The following is an 18,183-nucleotide window of genomic DNA, read 5'->3' as shown; positions in this document are numbered from 1 at the left end:
TCTTTTTTTGAATTTTTTGAGGGAATATTGGATGATATGCACTGTATGATATAGGAAATAAACCAGTTAACACTTGATAATGATTATCAATATCTTTATTATATAAAGATAGAATGAAGTTTTGATGAAAGTCGTGCGTTAAGCCCGTGACTATATATATTGGATAAGGGAAAGGGATGATTCCAAATGTTTCGTCTGAAAACGGCAAATCTGGATATTGCTTATGAAGATCGATTGATTGTAGAAGATCTGAACGTAGAAATACCGCAAGGGAAAATCACAGCCTTGGTGGGCGCAAATGGTTCTGGCAAGTCCACCATTCTGAAGACGATGGCTCGCATCATGAATCCTAAGGGCGGCAGTGTTCTGCTTGACGGTAAATCCATTCATAAGCAATCCACCCGGGAAGTAGCTAAGCAGCTGGCTATTTTGCCACAAAATCCGACTGCACCGGAAGGATTAACCGTGACGGAACTGGTATCTTACGGACGTTTCCCCTATCAAAAAGGTTTTGGTTCTATGAAAGCGGAAGATCGCAAAATGGTGGAGTGGGCCATTCAAGTAACGGGAATGAGCGAGTTCCACGATCGTCCGATTGATCAGCTTTCTGGCGGTCAGCGTCAGCGTGCCTGGATTGCTATGGCGCTTGCGCAGGATACGGATATTTTGTTTCTGGATGAACCGACGACATTTTTAGATATGGCACATCAACTGGAAGTGCTGCATTTGCTAGAGTATCTAAATACTTCGGAGAAGCGCACCATTGTTATGGTCGTGCATGATTTAAACCATGCCGCCCGGTATGCTCAGCATATGATTGCAATCAAAAAGGGGAAGGCCGAGGCGGTAGGAACTCCAACAGAGGTTATGTCCCCTGATGTGCTGCGTGAGGTGTTCGGGATCGAGGCGGATATTGTAACCGATCCTCGTACGGGTGTACCGCTCTGTCTTCCGTATGCTTTGGCTGGACAGCCTGCGGTGAGCCAAGCAGTAAAAGAAATGAATGTGGAAGATAAGAAACTCGTGGGTTCTGTTGCTGAGCGACGTGATGCTAGAGCACAAGTAGCGGCAAGAGGTTAAAGAGGACATACCATGAAACCACTGGATTACGATCAGCTTGAGCAACTAGCGAAAATAGTGAGAGTCACGCCGGAGGATGCAGTATATTCCGGGCCAGTGGCCGAATGGCTTGAACCAGAGAAGATCCGTTCTGTGATGGAGTATTACGGCGATCTTCTGCGTGCTGAAGACGATTTAACCGCAGCCGTTTATTTTGTGAACCAGTTGCGTGGTCTCGTGTTTGCACAGCATTTTATGGTGTCACTGTGTGAACGCCGTTTGGATCTGTCCGTATCTAATCTCAGATTTCATATTTGTTATGAAGGTCAATATCCCTCTATTAGCATCCAGGTCATCGATCTCACAGAGCTGGACAATACGCGGAACAATGGGGATGACCCTTCTCCCGAACAGGCTCAGCAAGTGTTACGTGACTTTTACAGTTTGCAGATGCGGCCCATATTGGAGGCAATAGCTGCAGTGGGGAGCGCATCTATTGGGCAAATGTGGGGACAGTTTCCGTTGACATTGCTGTATTTTAAGGATAGAGTACAGCCATCGTTGACTGATCCTCAGGATGTGGAGCGCTTTGAACAAGATTATATGTATGTGACACGTGAACTGAAGGGAGAGGTATTCGGGCGTAAAAGAAATCCGTTTACGGTTCGTCTCATTGAATTGGACAATCCTTACCGCCCCGGTGAAAATACCTACATGAAACCGTCCTGTTGCCAATATTACAAGACAGGTGGAGGCCAGCGGTATTGTTATGCTTGCCCAAAAATGTCCGCTTCCGAACGTGAAGAACGCAGACTCGAAGTGATGGCATCACGGTAAAGGAAATCTGCGGATGTTGGCATGTCCGCCACGTTTTGGTTAAAATAGGTTATGTAACCTAAACCAAGCGACACGAAGGAGGATGCTGTATGTCTGTTTATTCACATAATGCCGTAACACCAGCGAATCAGGAGGTTTCTCTGGATACTTACACCGGTAAGGTGCTGGTTATTGCGAATACCGCCAGTAAATGTGGACTTACCCCGCAATATGGGGATTTGCAAAAGCTTTATGATGAATATAAGGATCGGGGATTAGTTGTATTAGGCTTTCCTTGCAACCAATTTGGCGGTCAGGAGCCGGGCAGCAGCGAGGAAGCGGCTGAATTTTGCCAACTGAATTACGGGGTTAGTTTCCCGGTATTCGCCAAAGTGGACGTCAACGGACCGGATACAGCGCCTCTGTTTGAATATTTGAAAAAGCAACAGCCTGGAGAACAGGAAGATGGAACAATTCAGTGGAATTTCACGAAATTCATTGTGAATCGTGAAGGTGTACCTGTGGGTCGTTTTGAACCGAAGGAGTCACCAGAAGCGATGAAAGCAGCCATTGAGCAATTGCTATAGTAGCTTTGCCTTACTCCAAAGTATATGTTTAAAAAGGTCTGATTTCCTGCGTGTCTCCGGGAAACGGACCTTTTTTTGTTTCTCTACATGTGCATTTGTTTAAGGGTGGTCGCATCATGTGAAAGTCGATTCCAAGGGCATAATCAGGGGGCTTACAGGGAAAACTGAATGGAGCAAAAAAATATTTCAGCAAACCGTTGATTTTGTATATCCTTTCTTTTTTAAATGTGGACAAATTGTGAATATCACGAAAAGCTATTGTAATGTGAAAAATATCACACTATAATAAGCGCATGAAGTGAAATAAATCACAAACGCAAACGAGCTGTTTACGTGAAACTATTCACAATTATTATACATTTTATGCCCACACACCAAGGAGGAATTTTACATGAAAGTAGCAGTTATCGGATGTACACACGCAGGCACGGCAGCTATCGTCAACACAGCTAAATGTTATCCAGATGCAGAAATTACCGTTTACGAGCGTAATGATAATATTTCATTTTTATCTTGTGGTATTGCCCTGTATGTAGGTGGTGTCGTTAAAGATCCACACGGCCTGTTTTATTCGTCTCCAGATCAACTGTCTGACTTGGGTGTAGTGACCAAGATGCTTCACGAGGTAACGAGTGTGGATACGGCAGGCAAGACGCTGCATGCACGTAATCTCCAAACAGGTGAAGAATTTACAGACACATTTGATAAATTGATTGTGACCACAGGATCATGGCCCATTATTCCAAAGCTGGAGGGCATTGAACTTGATCATATTTTGCTCTGTAAAAACTATAATCATTCCAATGATATCATTGAGAAAGCCCAGCACGTACAGAACATTACAGTCGTCGGGGCTGGATACATTGGTGTTGAACTGGTAGAAGCTTTCCAAATGAACGGTAAAAACGTAACGCTGATCGACAGTGCTGATCGTATATTGAATAAGTATTTGGACCATGAGTATACAGACCGGATTGAAAGTTCCCTGAAGGAACATGGCATTAAGCTGGTACTTGGCGAAACGGTGAGTCGTTTTGAGGGTACGAACGGTAAGGTGAGTAAAGTCGTGACCTCTAAAGGAGAATATGAAACAGAGCTTGTTATTCTCTGCATCGGTTTCCGACCTCAAACGGATCTGCTCAAAGGTCAGGTAGATATGTTGCCTAACGGTGCGATCATTGTGGATAACTATATGCAAAGTAGCTGCCCGGACGTGTTTGCAGCAGGTGATAGTTGTGCAATCCGCTATAATCCGACAGGTAAAACGGCTTATATCCCTTTGGCAACCAACGCAGTTCGTATGGGTACGCTGGTAGCACGTAATCTGGTACAACCAACGATTGCCTACATGGGAACCCAAGGAACTTCGGGTATCAAAATTTACGAAGACAATATCGCAGGAACAGGCTTGACGGAAGCGGCGGCAACGGACGAAGGCATGACTGTAGAAGCTGTAACCATTGAGGACAGCTACCGGCCTGAATTTATGCCAACCTCCGAAAAGGTATTACTGAAAGTGGTATATGAGCAGGAGACACGAAGAATTTTGGGGGCTCAAATTATGTCGAAGGTGGATTTGACTCAATCCATTAACACACTATCCGTAGCCATTCAAAATCATATGACCATTGACCAGTTGGCCTTTGTCGATTTCTTCTTCCAGCCGCATTATAACAAGCCTTGGAATTTCCTGAATGCAGCAGGCTTGCAAGCATTGCCTACAATATCCGAACGGAACCCAGTTACTGTATAATTAGATTTGTCTGTGACATTGTTCATAAGTTTGTCAACAATCTGAGACGTACGGACGAATCCTTATAGTACAATATAGAGTAGCATAAGGATTAGGGGGTAAGTAGCTTATGGATTTGTTTTATATCCTTTTTCTTGTAGTCGTGGCCCTGGTAGGCCTCGGTGGAGTTATTTGGTTCTTGAGAGCAGTTGAAAAGGAAGAATACAACTAAATGTAAAGCGCGTAGTAGCGCAGTAGATGTAATAATACAGAAAGACAGTCCTTTTTCCAAGGGCTGTTTTTTTTATAGTTGAGAAAGTGATTTTTTTCACAAACATAATCACTGATTTTAAATAAAATATGAAAGAAGAATATTTTAGTAAAAAGATATTAAAGGAGCGGGGACATATGGCGAGCTATAAACCGGGGCAAATTGCTGAAAAGACGGTGGAAACAGGAGTGGCCAAGGCGAACAACCCGTGGACTGTGGCGGTGGTACTGGGATTTTTGGCAGGTGCATTTATTGCACTCGGTTTTTTGCTGGATATACGTGTTATTGCAAGTGCGCCTAAAGAATGGGGAAGCATTGCCACCTTTATTGGAGCTGCGGTGTTCCCCGTAGGTCTGGTATTAGTTTTGATCGCCGGCGGAGAATTGCTGACCGGCAATATGATGGCGGTCCCTTTGGCGAGATGGGCAGGACGGATTAAGACAGGAGCCTTGCTTCGTAACTTGGCGATTATTACGCTCAGTAATTTTGCAGGTGCGTTATTCGTTGCATTTTTCTTTGGGCATGTGCTGGGTTTGACAGAAACGGGCCCTTATCTGGACAAAGTGGTGGATATGGCAGGACATAAGCTACATGAAAGCTTTTTGCAGTCTTTTATATCGGGTATAGGATGTAACTGGCTCGTAGCACTGGCTGTATGGCTGGCATATAGCACAGACTCTATCGGTGGCAAAATTATGGGCATTTGGTTTCCAACAATGGCCTTTGTCGCTATTGGATTTCAGCACGTTGTTGCCAATATGTTTCTCATTCCGGCGGCTATTTTTGCAGGCCACTTTTCGTGGGCAGATTATGTTATGAACTTCATTCCGGTCTGGCTGGGGAATTTGGTAGGAGGTAGCCTGTTTGTGGCTGGAGCCTACTGGTTGGCCTATTTGAAAAAGCCTCAAACCAACGCACTTCCAGCGAATGAATCTCCAACTACTTCTTCGGTTGCACATCAAATCCGTTGAGTGGTCCTGCTTAATTACGGTACTTTAAACAGCAATGAACAAAGCAAATCCGCCATGACAGGCCCGGGGGAACGAAACCTGTCATGGCGGATTTTTTTGGGAGTGGTCCATGATTTGGCATGGAGGATGAGTGTGCTCTCGTCCCATAATGCCTTGATCTCTTTTACCCTCGGTAAGATATGATGAAACAGGATGTCGAAAAAAATTATGATTCTAAAAAAAAATCCGTTTTGCTCTATGCAGCAGACGGATTTTTTTAATATTTTGGAGAGCGGCTGTGTGGGGAAATCCTTCTCTTGCCATAGGCCAAAGCTGTGGATATGATAAGATCAGTGTAATTTTTGGAAACGGTAACGGAAAGGAGCATCAACACTATGGATCATCGTAATAGCGCGCCTCCTGAGGCCACGCTTCAACAAGACTTACAAATGGGGCAGCGGATGACGGAGCAGCAGGACGGTATTTTTCCAGCTGTATGCCCGTTAGATTGCCCGGATACGTGTGGGCTCCTGCTTCACAAGGAAAATGGAAAGATAGTCAAGGTGACTGGGAACCCGGACCATCCTATTACCAAAGGGGCTATTTGTAACAAAGTTCGCAATATGACGGAGCGGGTATATGATCCTGATCGGGTGCTCTATCCGTTGAAACGTATAGGCCCCAAAGGAGAAGGGAAATTTGAACGTATTAGCTGGGAGGAGGCAGTCGATACCATTACAGGTCGGTTCAAGGAGCTGATACGTATGGACGGACCGGAATCTATTCTCCCCTACAGCTTTTATGGCAATATGGGCGTATTGAGTGTGGATGGAATGGACCGCCGATTTTTTAATGCGCTGGGTTCAAGCCAACTGGATCAGACGATATGTAGCGTGGCAGGGAATGAAGGCTGGGCGTCCGTTATGGGTTTTAAGGGCGGCACCAGCCCGGAGGACACGGAGGATGCAGACCTCATTATTGTGTGGGGTGGAAATGTCATTAGCACCAACATGCATCAGGTCGTTTTGGCTGAGAAAGCACGTAAAAAAGGTGCTAAGGTAGTCGTTATTGACGTTCATCGCAACCGGACGGCGCAATGGGCGGATTGGTTCATTCCGTTATATCCGGGGACGGATACGGCGCTCGCGCTGGGTGTTATGAATGTACTGTTCGCTCAGGGACTGACGGACGACGAATTTTTACATCGCTACACGGTAGGCCATGAGGAACTGCGCGAGCATGTTAAGACATATACACCAGAGCGAGTTTCGCGGATTACCGGCGTACCGGAAGCGGATATCATCCGTTTGGCGGAAATGTACGGAACTGCGCGAGCAGCGTATATCAATATCGGCAATGGGCTTCAGCATCATGATAATGGCGGTATGAACGTACGTGCGGTTACATGCTTGCCTGCGCTCACTGGACAATGGCTGAAGCACGGCGGGGGAGCGTCACGCTCTAATGGCGCTTATGGCAAGTTTAACGGCGCCAATCTGGCGCGTCCTGATCTGCGACAGAATCCGGATGCACGGGTGATCAACATGAACCGGATCGGAGAAGCGCTGCTACAAAAGGAACAGCCGATTAAGGCGTTATTCGTATACTGCAGTAACCCGGTAGTTGTAGCCCCCGATTCGGAACGGGTGACTGAAGGATTTGGACGAGAGGATTTGTTCACAGTCGTTCATGACCTGTTTCTTACGGATACGGCCCGTTATGCCGATATTGTGCTGCCTGCAGCGTCTTCCTTTGAAGGTACAGACCTATATAAATCCTACTGGCATCACTATGTTCAGATGCAGGAACCCGTCATTGCTCCGCTCGGGGAAAGCAAAAGCAATTATGAGCTGTTTAGCCTGCTCGGACGGGCTATGGGCTTTGACGAAGCTGCCTTTACGGAAAGTGAAGAGGACATGATAGTGGGCGCGCTTGATAATCCAACGAACCCTTATCTCAACGGTGTAACTTTGGAAGCCTTAAAGAAGTCACCTTTTGTAAAGCTCGATATGACGCCAAAGGCTACTTATTTGGATCGTTTAACCACGCCTTCAGGCAAGATTGAGTTGTATTCGGAAAAAATGAAACAAGCAGGTCTGCCCGCGATGCCTTCTTATGTGCCGCTGATTGAAGGGTACGACGGAGAGCATCGACCGCAAGCGGACGAGCGGTATCCATTAATGTTTATTTCACCGCCAAACCATAATTTTCTGAATTCTACTTTCGCTAACTTGCCCAAGCATCAGCGACTGGAGCGGGAGCCCTTGCTACAAATTCACCCGGAGGATGCTCAGACAAGGGACATCGCGGATGGGGACCTGGTTACCGTATGGAATGATCGGGGGACGTATGAGCTGAAAGCGAAAGTCACCGATCTAATGCTGCCCGGTACAGTGATTAGTCAGGGATTATGGTGGGAAGGCAAAGGACGCAGACAGCGTGCCAATGTGTTAACCTCTGATCGGCTGTCGGATATGGGACAGGGGGCTACTTTCTTCTCAACGGTGGTGAATGTGAAGCGCCAATGAGATAATGCCTTTTATGGCGTCAGATGCAAAAGGAGAAACAAAAGATATGAAATGGTTGGAGTCTTATCCGAAAGAAGTGAAAGTGTTTCTCGTTGCTAGCCTGATTAATTCCGCTGGAAGTTCCCTGATGTGGCCGTTAGTTAGCATGTATGTGTTTGACGAGCTAAACCGTAGTATGGGAGATGCAGGGATTGCGATTTTAGTGCAATCTCTGGGCGGAATTTTTGGTCAAGTGCTGGGCGGAGCCCTCTATCACCGTATTGGAGCCAAAAAACTGATTGTTGGCTCACTCGCGATGAACGCGCTGGGACTTCTCGCGCTTCCATTTACCAGTGGCCATTGGGTAGCGTTTGTCATCATGATGGGCTTTATCGGTTTTTTTAATGTCGTATCTGTGCCTGCGATTCAGGCCTTTGTAGGTTTTCGTTTTGCTGACCGTCGTGGTGAGCTGTTTAATATTATTTATGTCGCTAACAATATTGGGGTTGCCGTGGGTACGGGATTGAGTGGCGTTCTGGCTGACCTTTCCTATCAGCTCAGCTTCGTGATGAACGGAGTGACTTCTGCGGTATTTGCTGGATTCTTCTGGTCTTATCTAAGCAGGGTGGATCGGGAAGAGGGAGAAGTGCAGCTCAGTAAGTCCGTGAAAAAAAGAGAGGAAATACCAGCTCGATTGCTGTTTCGTGATACCAGACTGTATCTCTTTGTGGGGTTAGGTTCGCTTTTTTTATGGTTCGGGAATTCGATCTGGAATACAGGAGTGTCTCCCCATATTATTGAGCAGGGCTTGCCTAAAACGATGTATGGATTACTATGGACACTGAATGGTATCCTTATTTTTGCCGCACAACCCATTATTTTTTGGATAAAACGACTGTACGCTCATCACGCTTCAGCGCAAATGACATGGGCCGGAGGATTTTATTTGGCGGCTTATATTGTCATGCTGGGCACACAGAACTATACTGGAATGATATTCGCTATGGTTCTGGCGACCCTGGGAGAAATGCTGATTGCACCTGCGGTTCCAGCATTCCTGTCTGATCATGGAGGTCGGGGTGCACCCTTTTACATTGGGCTTGTGGGGGGCATTGGCGCAGCCGGACGGGTAATGGGGCCTTATATTATGGGGAAGTTGTATGATGGCGGTGGGTTACCGCCTACACTTTGGCTGGCATCAGGCGTAGCGGTGTTGTCGATCCTGTTTTTCGTCCTGCATAGTTGGTTGAACCGTTTCCGGCATCATTCGGATACTTTGGATACTACGACGTCCAAGGTGGATGCTCCCAGTTCTTAAGTCCTAATAAAAGTGCAGTAATATGCTGTGATTATGGTACAATAGTGACGGATGGTTGTAGTTATTGCTTCAGGAAAGCCTTCACAGGAAGGATTGAAAGGAATTGTTTACAAGTCAACCCTTGACGATACGTCATTCGGAGATGAAGGATGCTCCTGATCTGATCGCGCTGGATGAATTGGTATGGAATGAACGCACGGCTCCCGCTTCATTGTCTTGGAAGTCGCGTGGAGAGTTTCTGCGCAATACGCCTCCAGGCTCTCAACTGGTTGCCATCGAACAGGAAGTACTCTGCGGGTATATTGGATTTCGTCCTCCAACGCTGTTGGCTAGTAACTGTCATGTACTCGAAATAAATATAGCTGTACATCCAGCTTATCATCGCAAAGGTATTGGGACGGCCCTCATGAACTCCATGAAGGACATTGCAGCTGCGGAGGGCATACGTAAGTTGAGTTTGCGTGTACTCTCATGCAACACGGAAGCCCTTATGTTTTATGAAAAAAGCGGTTTCGCGATTGAAGGACGTTTGCATGAGGAGTTTTACATAGCAGGCCAATTCGTAGATGATGTGTTAATGGCCTATTTCTTAAAATAGGCGGGAGGCTACAGACAGCAATTCGGTTGTATGCCCGGCCTAAAACAACAACGCCGCAGACCTGATCAGGTCTGCGGCGTTGTTGTACAATACAATATTACCGAAGTTGCTTCCATTCATTTTGGAGCATACCATACACTGCGTGGTTCATGTAGCCGTCGGGCAGCAATTCCGCTTCGCGTACAATGCCTTCGAGCACAAAGCCCAAACGTTCCGGAATACCGCGGCTGCGGCGGTTCGTAGTTGCGCAACGGATTTCGACCCGATGCAAGTCCAGCTCCATCAAAGCATATTCAACGAATACGCGGCAGGCGCTGGTCATTAGACCTTGTCCTTCGTACCCGTGTCCAAGCCAGTATCCGATGCTAACGGAGCGGTGAGTCCAATTGATCTCATGGTAGCTGATGATGCCAGCAAGCTCGTTGTCTATCCAAATTCCGGCGGTCAGACTACCGTTCTCTGCGGCTTGTTTCAAGGCGCCCTGCACGAACTGCTCTGTGTGGCTGATTTCCGTGGTAGAGTCTACCCATGGAAGCCATTGACGCAGGCGGTCACGGGACATTTCGATCAGCTCAAACAGAGGCTGCACATGCTCCTTGGTGAGCGGCCGAAGGACTGTGCGTTCGTCCAACGCATATGTAAACATGATTGATCCCCTCTTTCACTCGGAAAATCGCTAAACCAGCCAGTCTAGCATTTAATCCCATGCTACCTTATTCTGCGAGAGTCGTCAAAAGGGAGAGGAAGCTTCAAATTCAATAGGTCCCACCCGGAACCGTTCATGCTCGTATACATATTTTAGATCCAAATCCCCTACAAATTCGGTTGGGGATACACTGCCAGATACAGTGGCTTGCAGAGGAAGCTGTTCAGCATCATACATTACGACAGAGCTAAAATCGAGATACTTTGTAAATTGGGCTGGATCATCGTAAAATACGGATGCTTTAGGGTTTATCGTGTGTGTAACACCGTCAATCGTGACAGCAATATGAACCTGGCGGTTGTGGTCACGTAGCTCCACTGAGCTATGTACGCGCTGGGACACAGCATCTACTGCCGATTCGACCGCATATTCTTCCATCGTGCGTGCGTTAACAATATGCAATTCCTGCAATTCGACACCCGTTCCCGAGGCACGCGTGAGGATCACGACGGCTTCACGGACATCATCCCCGTTCACATCCCTGTAAAATAATTGTGGTGCGGTGGAGATATCCGCCGAGCCTGACCATCGGAATGTGCGGCGTTGCTGGCCGATTTCCAGTACAGCTGATTGGAATAATCCCTGTGACGGATTAACGGCATATAAGCGGACGGATGAGTCTTCTGGAGCGCTGGCTAGCGGACGAGATTGTACGGTTTCGTTCACTGGGTCCGATGAAGGATGGCCGGAAGTCATGACGGAAGAGGACAAAAGCATAGACAGCAGGATCACAATGAGCAGCTTAAACACGGGTGGGTCTCCTTTTCCGGGCAAAATAAAAGATATATACACTATAACGAATTTATTTGCCGAAAATGTTAACTCTTTTTCATAACTTGTCACTTTTTTTGCTGAAGAGAGCATAAGGATTTTCATTTTATTGAGTTATGCGGTGTGAAAGGGTATATTTAAGGGAACAGGTTTTACACAGATTATACGGAAGAAAGGTTGATTAGCGTGGAGAAGCCGATCACTCCCCCCAATTTTATTAAAAATGTTATTGAAGAGGATTTACGTACGGGTAAGGTAAAGGAGGTTGTTACACGATTTCCGCCTGAACCAAACGGATATTTGCATATTGGACATGCCAAAGCTATCTGGATCAATTTCTCGTTGGGAGATGAATTCGGAGGACGCACAAATTTGCGTTTTGACGACACCAATCCGGCGAAGGAAGACACGGAATATGTGAACTCCATTCAGGAGGACGTGAAGTGGCTCGGTTATGAATGGGAGGAAAAACATTTTGCCTCCAATTATTTCGAAGAAATGTACAAGCGTGCCATCCTGCTGATTCAAAAGGGTAAAGCCTACGTGGATGACCAAAGCGCGGACCAAATCCGTGAAACTCGTGGCACATTGACCGAACCGGGGCAAAATAGCCCTTATCGGGATCGCAGTGTGGAAGACAATCTGAAGCTATTTGAAGAGATGCGTGCAGGCAAATATCAAAATGGTGAAAAGGTGCTGCGTGCCAAAATTGATATGGCTTCAGGAAACATTAATTTACGTGATCCGGTTATTTACCGCATTTCACACACAGCACATCACAATACAGGCGACACATGGTGCATCTATCCAATGTACTCCTATGCTCATCCGCTGGAAGATGCGATTGAGGGAGTAACGCACTCGCTTTGTTCGCTGGAATTCGAAGATCAGCGCCCGCTGTATGATTGGGTTGTAGCTGAATGTGAGATGGAAAAGGTACCGCACCAATACGAATTTGGACGGCTGAACCTGGCTCAAACCGTAACCAGCAAGCGTAAGCTCAAGCTTCTGGTCGATGAAAAGCACGTAGATGGTTGGGATGATCCGCGTATGCCGACGATTTCCGGTTTACGTCGTCGCGGCTACACGCCGGAAGCCATCCGCAACTTCGTATATGAGACAGGCATTTCCAAAGCCTACGGAGTCATCGATTTGCAGGTGCTGGAGCATTTTGTACGTGAGGATTTGAAGCTTAAGGCACCCCGCACCATGGCAGTCATAGATCCGTTGAAGGTAGTTATCACAAACTATCCTGAAGGACAAGTTGAAATGCTGGAGGCGGAAAACAATACTGAAAATCCGGAACTCGGTACACGTCAAATTCCGTTTTCCCGTGAGATTTATATTGAGCGTGAGGACTTCATGGAAAATCCGCCGAGCAAATACTTCCGTTTGTTCCCTGGTAATGAAGTACGTCTCAAGCATGCTTACTTCATTAAATGTAACGATGTGATTAAGGACGCAGACGGAAATGTAACGGAAATCCACTGTACCTATGATATAGAAACCAAGAGCGGATCAGGCTTTACTGGACGTAAAGTGAAAGGCACGATCCACTGGGTAGAGGCTACTCAGGCTGTACCTGCCGAATTCCGTTTGTATGAGCCTTTGATTAACGCAGAGGACACGGAAGAGATTGAAGAGGATGCATCGGAAAAAACATTCCTTGACCAATTGAACCCGAACTCTTTAGAAATTGCTCATGGTTATGTCGAGCCGAACATGAAAGAAGCTCAATCACAGGACAAGTTCCAATTTTTCCGTCATGGTTATTTCAGTGTCGATCCGAAGCTTTCCCAACCGGGTCAGCCTGTATTTAACCGTGTTGTATCGTTGAAAAGCTCTTTCCAATTGCCTAAGCAATAGGCTGGTGGAAAGTGTGGGAGAGATGGTAGCTTCGTGCGACCAAGTTGAAAAGGAGTCTGCCGTCGGCAGACTCCTTTATTTTACGCATGCACACTCTTTATACATGATCATTGACTTGACGATACTCTATTGTCTTTGCTAACAAGCCAGAAGGGAAGAGGGGATAGCTCATTCCTCTAGTGTTGTTAAGGGGCTTCTTCTATTCGTTTGTGCCCGCTGGCAGTCCTGGCTGATAACCGTTCTTGTACAGCATATACCACATGATAGCGAATCCCGCAGATCCAAGTAGGGCGAAGAACACCCCTGCATGGTACATCATTTCTCCACCAAAGTTCTGGAATAGCCATCCTCCCGCAAAACCTGCTACGATACCGGATATACCACTCCAGGTCAAGGTATATACAGCCTGTCCGGATGATCGGTATGCTGCAGGGGTAAATAGGACGGTCAACTGGGTGCCTACATAGAAGTATCCACCGAAGGTGACGCAATGAAGTGCCTGAATGAAGACAATCTGAATCGGGTCTGTGGCCAGAGCCATCAGTTCCCAACGTAAGGCAAACAGCAAACTGACGAGTGCCAAACAGCCGACCATCACGGTCATTCTTTTCTTCAAGAAGCGATCAAACAGCAAAAATACAATAATTTCGAATACCGATGACATAAAAACAGCAAAACCAAGCATCTGTTTGGACCCACCCAGCTCGGTGATGTACAGGGACATAAAGGCGCTGTTGATCGAATTCGGGATGGATACAAGGATGCCCAATAAAATAAAGGATATAAAGTATCCGTTCATTAAAACACTGCCAAAGCCGCGCAAATGAATGGTTGCTGTCTCCACAGTGCTTTTCAGTGGTGGAATCGACAAGGTGCAGATCAATGCAGCCAGAAGAAGTACCGTAAAGATGGTGGATATGCTGGATATCCCCGTTTGGTCAATAACTATGCCGGCAGCTGCTGCTGTCACAGCCCAACCGAAGGAGCCCCATATACGGAATGCGCCAAATTTCCGGTCTGTGCCCTCAATATAGCTGAGAATTAGGCTGTTGCTTTGCGCAAATAAAGGGCTTTGGAAAAAATAAAAACCAATCATCGACACATAAATCATGATATACGTATGGACATGAAACAAAGCTTGTAGCAATAACAAGGTACCTATAATCATAAATAGCAGAATACGTCGGAGGTTACGGCTCCGGTCGCTTGTATAGCCCCAAAAAGGGTTCGCGAATACGGATACAAAAGGCCCGATGGCCATCAGACTCCCGATCTCCAGCTTGTCCATGCCGATATCTTGCAGATACAACGGGAAGAAGCTGGAGAAAATGACCATAGCTCCATATAGAAAAAAATTATACAGTTTTAAGGAATATAGAGGAGTCTCTTGAATTTCTCTCTTTTGCAAGACAAGCCATTCCTTTCTTAGCCCGATAGAGAACTGCGCATCGATGCCGATCTGTGGGGAGGTTCTTTATTCCAATGTATCATGTGTTGAAAGGGTTAACAAACCAATAAATTAACAATTATGTAATAATTAAATTTTATTCAAAAAATTCATATGCATATTTGCAATTGTTTTCTGAAAAAAAGGAGGATTTATTTGTGAAAGTGACTGGTATTATCGTCGCAGGAGGACGTTCCAGCCGAATGGGACAGGATAAGGCTTTGCTTGAGATCAATGGAGCCACTATGCTTGAACGGACGTATACTACATTGCAGCAGGCTGCCCAGCGGGTTGTCGTAGTCACTCGTGACAACCAAGGATATGGTCTGAGTGATATGGAAACTGTGTCTGATGTTTTTCCAGGTATGGGACCCCTAAGCGGTATTCATGCGGGATTATCTGCATCTACTACGGAGTGGGGAATGGTTGTCGCTTGTGATATGCCTTTTATACAGCTAGAGGTGCTGCAAGACCTGCTCGTTGTAACTGAGAAATGGACGGAGTTGCATGGAACGACGGAACCAACATTGCAAGCAGTAATACCTTCTATGGATGGACGTATACATCCGTTGCTGGCTGTGTACCATCGGAGCGTGCTGCCGTCTGCCGAGGAATGTTTGCGCAATAGACAGCTTCGTCTCACCGATTGGTTGAACAAGCTGAACGTTCGTTATGCGACGGTAGAGGATTTGCCGCGGGTGAGTGAAGACATGTGGCATAAGGCCGCGTTCAATATGAATAATCCGCGGGACTACGAGCTTGCGTTAGAGCAGTTGAAGCATAGTGTACAACAGAACACGCAGAACGTGAAGAATTTAAAGGAAATACGAGAGGATTAGAAACGTACAAGCTTCCTGCGCAGGACTATTTAGGAGAGCAAATACTAGAGAAATATGATGGACTAAATTTGGGGGAATATAATTATGCTGGAAGCTATTATCCATGCTGTTTTATTGGCATTGGGATTGATTTTGCCTTTGGGGGTACAAAATGTATTTGTATTTAATCAGGGGGCGTCCCAGTCGCGGTTTCGCAATGCACTGCCTGCTGTCATTACAGCGGGTGTCTGTGATACAATCCTGATCACGCTTGCGGTTGGGGGCGTGTCTCTTATTTTGCAGCAATTTCTATGGCTCACGAACGTACTCTATGCGGCGGGCTGTTTGTTTCTGCTGTATATGGCCTGGACTTTATGGAGATCGAAGGCAGCTTCCTCGGGAGAAAGTCAGGCGATGCGGCCGAAACGCCAGATGATTTTTGCCGCTTCGGTATCGCTATTGAATCCACATGCCATACTCGACACGGTTGGCGTAATTGGAACCAGCTCCCTCCAATATGACGGCGGGGAACGCTGGGCCTTTGGTCTGGCCGCCGTGTCCGTATCTTGGATATGGTTTATCGGTCTGGCAACGGCAGGGCGTCTCGTGGGACGTATGGATTCAGAAGGGAAGTTTGGGACTGTGCTCAACAAAATATCGGCACTGATTATTTTAGGCCTGGCAATGTATATGGCGATAAATTTTATTACCAGTATGTGATCCAAACCTGGTTAGAAGAAAAATTTCAATACAGCGAATACCCCGCTCAAAGCAAAGGGAACACCGATCAAAAACAGCATAAAGGCCAGACAGCCTGCACCATTTACACCGCCTGCAATTCGGGCGTCCCGAGGGTTAGATGGATTGTATAATACCTTAATCTTGCTGCCAACCCGGTTGAGGCTTAGGTTGGTGCTATAAGGATTCCAGAATTCTACGGCTTCACCTGAAGCTGTATAGAAGCGCACTTTTAATCGGCGGGTGTAGCTAGTATCTACCGGATCGTCTCGGTCAAAGGGAACGACATCAATGTCTACTTCGATATGCGCATCAACGATTTGCCCCTTGGTACGGACCCAGTGGCGTTTGCGATAACGATGACGACGGATCGTTCTGAATCCCAAATAGATGAGTAGCAGTCCAATCAGGCTGAACAATGGCATCAGCAAATCGGAGCTAAAATGAAACCAGTACACATTGAAATCAATTGAGATGATAATCTACTCCTTTAAACAAAGCGATAATCAATATATCGGATGTTTTTTAGGAACCGTTTAATAGCTATGAGAATTACTTATTGCTAGATAAGGACATATCAAAATCAACATCCTCGATAAATTCGATAACCTCACCATTGGGGCTGTGGACTAATGCATTTGTTACAACTAGAGGAGGTTCGCCAAGTGTAAGCTGATTGGGTTCCACAAAGGTTCTTGCTCCGTGGGCAAGGGCTTTTTGATATATTTCATCCACATTAAGAGTTGGTTGAATTTTGTAGAGAGGCGAAGGAAGTCACCGATTTATTTCGCATCAGTGGGGAATTTAATTATCTCATTAAGGTGCAAACCGCGTCGGTAGAGGAAATTGCAGAGCTTCAGGATTCATTAGTTAAGCTGGGGCCTTCGAAGTCGCATATTTGTATGAAAAATATACTGGAAAACAGGGTTTTGCTGTAAGCAACTCGAAAACCCACATTTGGAATATAGAGCATTCGGAATAACTGTATTTGTGAAATGAAGATAAACGAATGCTTAAATGAAATAAAAAAATGACGCTGAATTACAACAGCGTCACCGTAATGCCCTGCTCCAGACGCTTCACGTCCTGGAGCTCGATCTTCCCGGCCATGGCGTGCAGAGCTGCCGCTGTGCCGCAGGCCGCTCCCTGCCGTAGCATGGCAGGGAGATCCAGCCCCGTAGCTGCGCCGGTGACCAGCCCGGCGACCATAGCGTCACCGCTGCCGAGCGCGCTGACAATGTCCGCGTCTGGCAGGCTCACGCGGTAGCGCGCATCGCTCGTTACCGCCAGCGCCCCGCGCGCGCCGAGCGAGATGACGGCCAGCTGCGCTCCGGCTTCCAGCAGCTTTGCTGCCGCTGCTTCAGCGGCAGCCGGGCGCGCGGCGTCAATTCCCGCGAAGCGAGCAGCCTCGTCCTCGTTAGGCTTCACGAGGTCGGGCTTTCCGCGCAGCCCCAAGCGCAGCGCCTCACCGCTCGCGTCCAGTGCCACCCGCGCGCCGCGTGCCTTCGCCAGCGTGCACAACTCGGCGTACAGATCGGGCGGGCAGCCGGGTGGCAGGCTGCCGGAGAATACGACCCAAGCCGATTCCTCGGCAAGGGTCTCGATTTTGCGCCGCAGTGCGGCTAATTCAAGCGGCCCAACGGTCGGTCCGCTCTCAATCAACTCGGTCTGCGTGCGCGCGGACGGGTCGAGCACGGTAATGGCGAGACGGGTCTCCCCATGTACCGTTTCAATGAAATCGGCGCTTACGCCTTCTGTGCTCAACCCGTCAATGAGCAGCCGTCCGGTGTGTCCGGCAGCAAACCCGGTCGCTCGTACAGGCTCGCCTAGCGTGCGGATGACGCGGGCGGCATTCACGCCCTTGCCGCCCGGTACCGTCAGGCCGCCTTCCATGCGGTGGACGGCATTCAAACCGAAGCCTGCAACCGTGTAGATTTTATCCACAGCCGCGTTAAGCGTTACGGTGGTAATCACAAGGCGTCACTCCTTTAAGATCAGC

The 18,183-nt window shown here is 47.3% G+C and carries 15 protein-coding genes and 3 pseudogenes; 12 read left to right on the top strand and 6 right to left on the bottom strand.

Features of this window, described 5'->3' with window-relative positions; all coding sequences use genetic code 11:
* Window positions 1-186: 186 nt before the first annotated feature.
* The 8 genes from AOU00_RS10615 (at window position 187) to AOU00_RS10580 (ending at window position 9,838) form a co-directional block, all read left to right on the top strand.
* Window positions 187-1,080, top strand: coding sequence for an ABC transporter ATP-binding protein (locus AOU00_RS10615; RefSeq protein ID WP_039271609.1), 894 nt, complete (start codon window positions 187-189; stop codon window positions 1,078-1,080).
* A gap of 12 nt (window positions 1,081-1,092) precedes the next feature.
* Window positions 1,093-1,896: a (2Fe-2S)-binding protein gene (locus tag AOU00_RS10610; RefSeq protein ID WP_069290566.1), complete on the top strand. Its 804-nt coding sequence runs from the start codon at window positions 1,093-1,095 to the stop codon at window positions 1,894-1,896.
* Between the two features lie 89 nt (window positions 1,897-1,985).
* Entirely contained in the window at window positions 1,986-2,462 is a 477-nt protein-coding gene (locus AOU00_RS10605) for a glutathione peroxidase (RefSeq protein WP_039271605.1), read from the top strand.
* Window positions 2,463-2,853: 391 nt separating this feature from the next.
* Window positions 2,854-4,215, top strand: coding sequence for an FAD-dependent oxidoreductase (locus tag AOU00_RS10600; protein ID WP_069290565.1), 1,362 nt, complete (start codon window positions 2,854-2,856; stop codon window positions 4,213-4,215).
* Window positions 4,216-4,602: 387 nt separating this feature from the next.
* Complete coding sequence (locus AOU00_RS10595; RefSeq protein WP_155765235.1) at window positions 4,603-5,436, top strand: formate/nitrite transporter family protein; 834 nt, start codon at window positions 4,603-4,605, stop codon at window positions 5,434-5,436.
* Between the two features lie 374 nt (window positions 5,437-5,810).
* Entirely contained in the window at window positions 5,811-7,943 is a 2,133-nt protein-coding gene (locus AOU00_RS10590) for a molybdopterin-containing oxidoreductase family protein (protein ID WP_069290564.1), read from the top strand.
* A gap of 46 nt (window positions 7,944-7,989) precedes the next feature.
* The gene (locus tag AOU00_RS10585; RefSeq protein ID WP_069290563.1) at window positions 7,990-9,240 is read left to right on the top strand and encodes an MFS transporter; all 1,251 of its coding nucleotides are present in this window, start codon (window positions 7,990-7,992) and stop codon (window positions 9,238-9,240) included.
* Window positions 9,241-9,343: 103 nt separating this feature from the next.
* Complete coding sequence (locus AOU00_RS10580) at window positions 9,344-9,838, top strand: GNAT family N-acetyltransferase (protein WP_039271600.1); 495 nt, start codon at window positions 9,344-9,346, stop codon at window positions 9,836-9,838.
* Window positions 9,839-9,935: 97 nt separating this feature from the next.
* On the opposite strand, the gene AOU00_RS10575 is transcribed toward AOU00_RS10580, so the two are convergent.
* Together AOU00_RS10575 and AOU00_RS10570 are read right to left on the bottom strand one after the other, a co-directional pair.
* Entirely contained in the window at window positions 9,936-10,484 is a 549-nt protein-coding gene (locus tag AOU00_RS10575) for a GNAT family N-acetyltransferase (protein WP_028540721.1), read from the bottom strand.
* An 84-nt stretch (window positions 10,485-10,568) separates the two neighbouring features.
* The gene (locus tag AOU00_RS10570; protein ID WP_069290562.1) at window positions 10,569-11,294 is read right to left on the bottom strand and encodes a copper amine oxidase; all 726 of its coding nucleotides are present in this window, start codon (window positions 11,292-11,294) and stop codon (window positions 10,569-10,571) included.
* A gap of 207 nt (window positions 11,295-11,501) precedes the next feature.
* On the opposite strand from AOU00_RS10570, the gene AOU00_RS10565 reads away from it, so the two are divergent.
* Complete coding sequence (locus AOU00_RS10565) at window positions 11,502-13,181, top strand: glutamine--tRNA ligase/YqeY domain fusion protein (protein ID WP_069290561.1); 1,680 nt, start codon at window positions 11,502-11,504, stop codon at window positions 13,179-13,181.
* A gap of 185 nt (window positions 13,182-13,366) precedes the next feature.
* On the opposite strand, the pseudogene AOU00_RS10560 reads toward AOU00_RS10565, so the two are convergent.
* Window positions 13,367-14,589, bottom strand: a pseudogene (locus AOU00_RS10560) (MFS transporter).
* Between the two features lie 197 nt (window positions 14,590-14,786).
* On the opposite strand from AOU00_RS10560, the gene mobA reads away from it, so the two are divergent.
* Both mobA and AOU00_RS10550 read left to right on the top strand, forming a co-directional pair.
* Complete coding sequence (gene mobA, locus AOU00_RS10555) at window positions 14,787-15,467, top strand: molybdenum cofactor guanylyltransferase (protein ID WP_061832015.1); 681 nt, start codon at window positions 14,787-14,789, stop codon at window positions 15,465-15,467.
* A gap of 84 nt (window positions 15,468-15,551) precedes the next feature.
* Window positions 15,552-16,166, top strand: a complete 615-nt coding sequence (locus tag AOU00_RS10550; RefSeq protein ID WP_039271593.1) for a LysE/ArgO family amino acid transporter — start codon at window positions 15,552-15,554, stop codon at window positions 16,164-16,166.
* An 11-nt stretch (window positions 16,167-16,177) separates the two neighbouring features.
* On the opposite strand, the gene AOU00_RS10545 is transcribed toward AOU00_RS10550, so the two are convergent.
* Together AOU00_RS10545 and AOU00_RS27020 are read right to left on the bottom strand one after the other, a co-directional pair.
* Window positions 16,178-16,642, bottom strand: coding sequence for a DUF3592 domain-containing protein (locus AOU00_RS10545; protein ID WP_061832014.1), 465 nt, complete (start codon window positions 16,640-16,642; stop codon window positions 16,178-16,180).
* 94 nt (window positions 16,643-16,736) lie between these two features.
* A pseudogene (locus tag AOU00_RS27020) lies at window positions 16,737-16,922 on the bottom strand (VOC family protein); the annotation flags it as partial.
* Window positions 16,923-16,924: 2 nt separating this feature from the next.
* Between AOU00_RS27020 and AOU00_RS25770 the strand changes: the two are divergent.
* Window positions 16,925-17,122: pseudogene (locus tag AOU00_RS25770) on the top strand (Lrp/AsnC ligand binding domain-containing protein); the annotation flags it as partial.
* A 103-nt stretch (window positions 17,123-17,225) separates the two neighbouring features.
* Here AOU00_RS25770 and AOU00_RS10540 read toward each other — a convergent pair.
* Window positions 17,226-18,158 carry a 1-phosphofructokinase family hexose kinase gene (locus AOU00_RS10540; protein WP_069290559.1) on the bottom strand — a complete coding sequence of 311 codons (933 nt, stop codon included), beginning with the start codon at window positions 18,156-18,158 and terminating at the stop codon, window positions 17,226-17,228.
* Window positions 18,159-18,183: the final 25 nt, after the last annotated feature.

The organism is Paenibacillus polymyxa, from assembly GCF_001719045.1.
In the GTDB taxonomy this organism is placed as follows: domain Bacteria; phylum Bacillota; class Bacilli; order Paenibacillales; family Paenibacillaceae; genus Paenibacillus; species Paenibacillus polymyxa_B.
This window is presented reverse-complemented; position numbering and strand designations above follow the sequence as displayed.

What these genes read in the sequence shown, in the direction of transcription:
- AOU00_RS10595 (WP_155765235.1), top strand. Translation starts at nt 4,603, where the DNA reads ATGGCGAGCTATAAACCGGGGCAAATTGCTGAAAAGACGGTGGAAACA.
- AOU00_RS10615 (WP_039271609.1), top strand. Translation starts at nt 187, where the DNA reads ATGTTTCGTCTGAAAACGGCAAATCTGGATATTGCTTATGAAGATCGA.
- AOU00_RS10600 (WP_069290565.1), top strand. Translation starts at nt 2,854, where the DNA reads ATGAAAGTAGCAGTTATCGGATGTACACACGCAGGCACGGCAGCTATC.
- AOU00_RS10585 (WP_069290563.1), top strand. Translation starts at nt 7,990, where the DNA reads ATGAAATGGTTGGAGTCTTATCCGAAAGAAGTGAAAGTGTTTCTCGTT.
- AOU00_RS10590 (WP_069290564.1), top strand. Translation starts at nt 5,811, where the DNA reads ATGGATCATCGTAATAGCGCGCCTCCTGAGGCCACGCTTCAACAAGAC.
- AOU00_RS10575 (WP_028540721.1), bottom strand. Translation starts at nt 10,484, where the DNA reads ATGTTTACATATGCGTTGGACGAACGCACAGTCCTTCGGCCGCTCACC.
- AOU00_RS10605 (WP_039271605.1), top strand. Translation starts at nt 1,986, where the DNA reads ATGTCTGTTTATTCACATAATGCCGTAACACCAGCGAATCAGGAGGTT.
- AOU00_RS10550 (WP_039271593.1), top strand. Translation starts at nt 15,552, where the DNA reads ATGCTGGAAGCTATTATCCATGCTGTTTTATTGGCATTGGGATTGATT.
- AOU00_RS10610 (WP_069290566.1), top strand. Translation starts at nt 1,093, where the DNA reads ATGAAACCACTGGATTACGATCAGCTTGAGCAACTAGCGAAAATAGTG.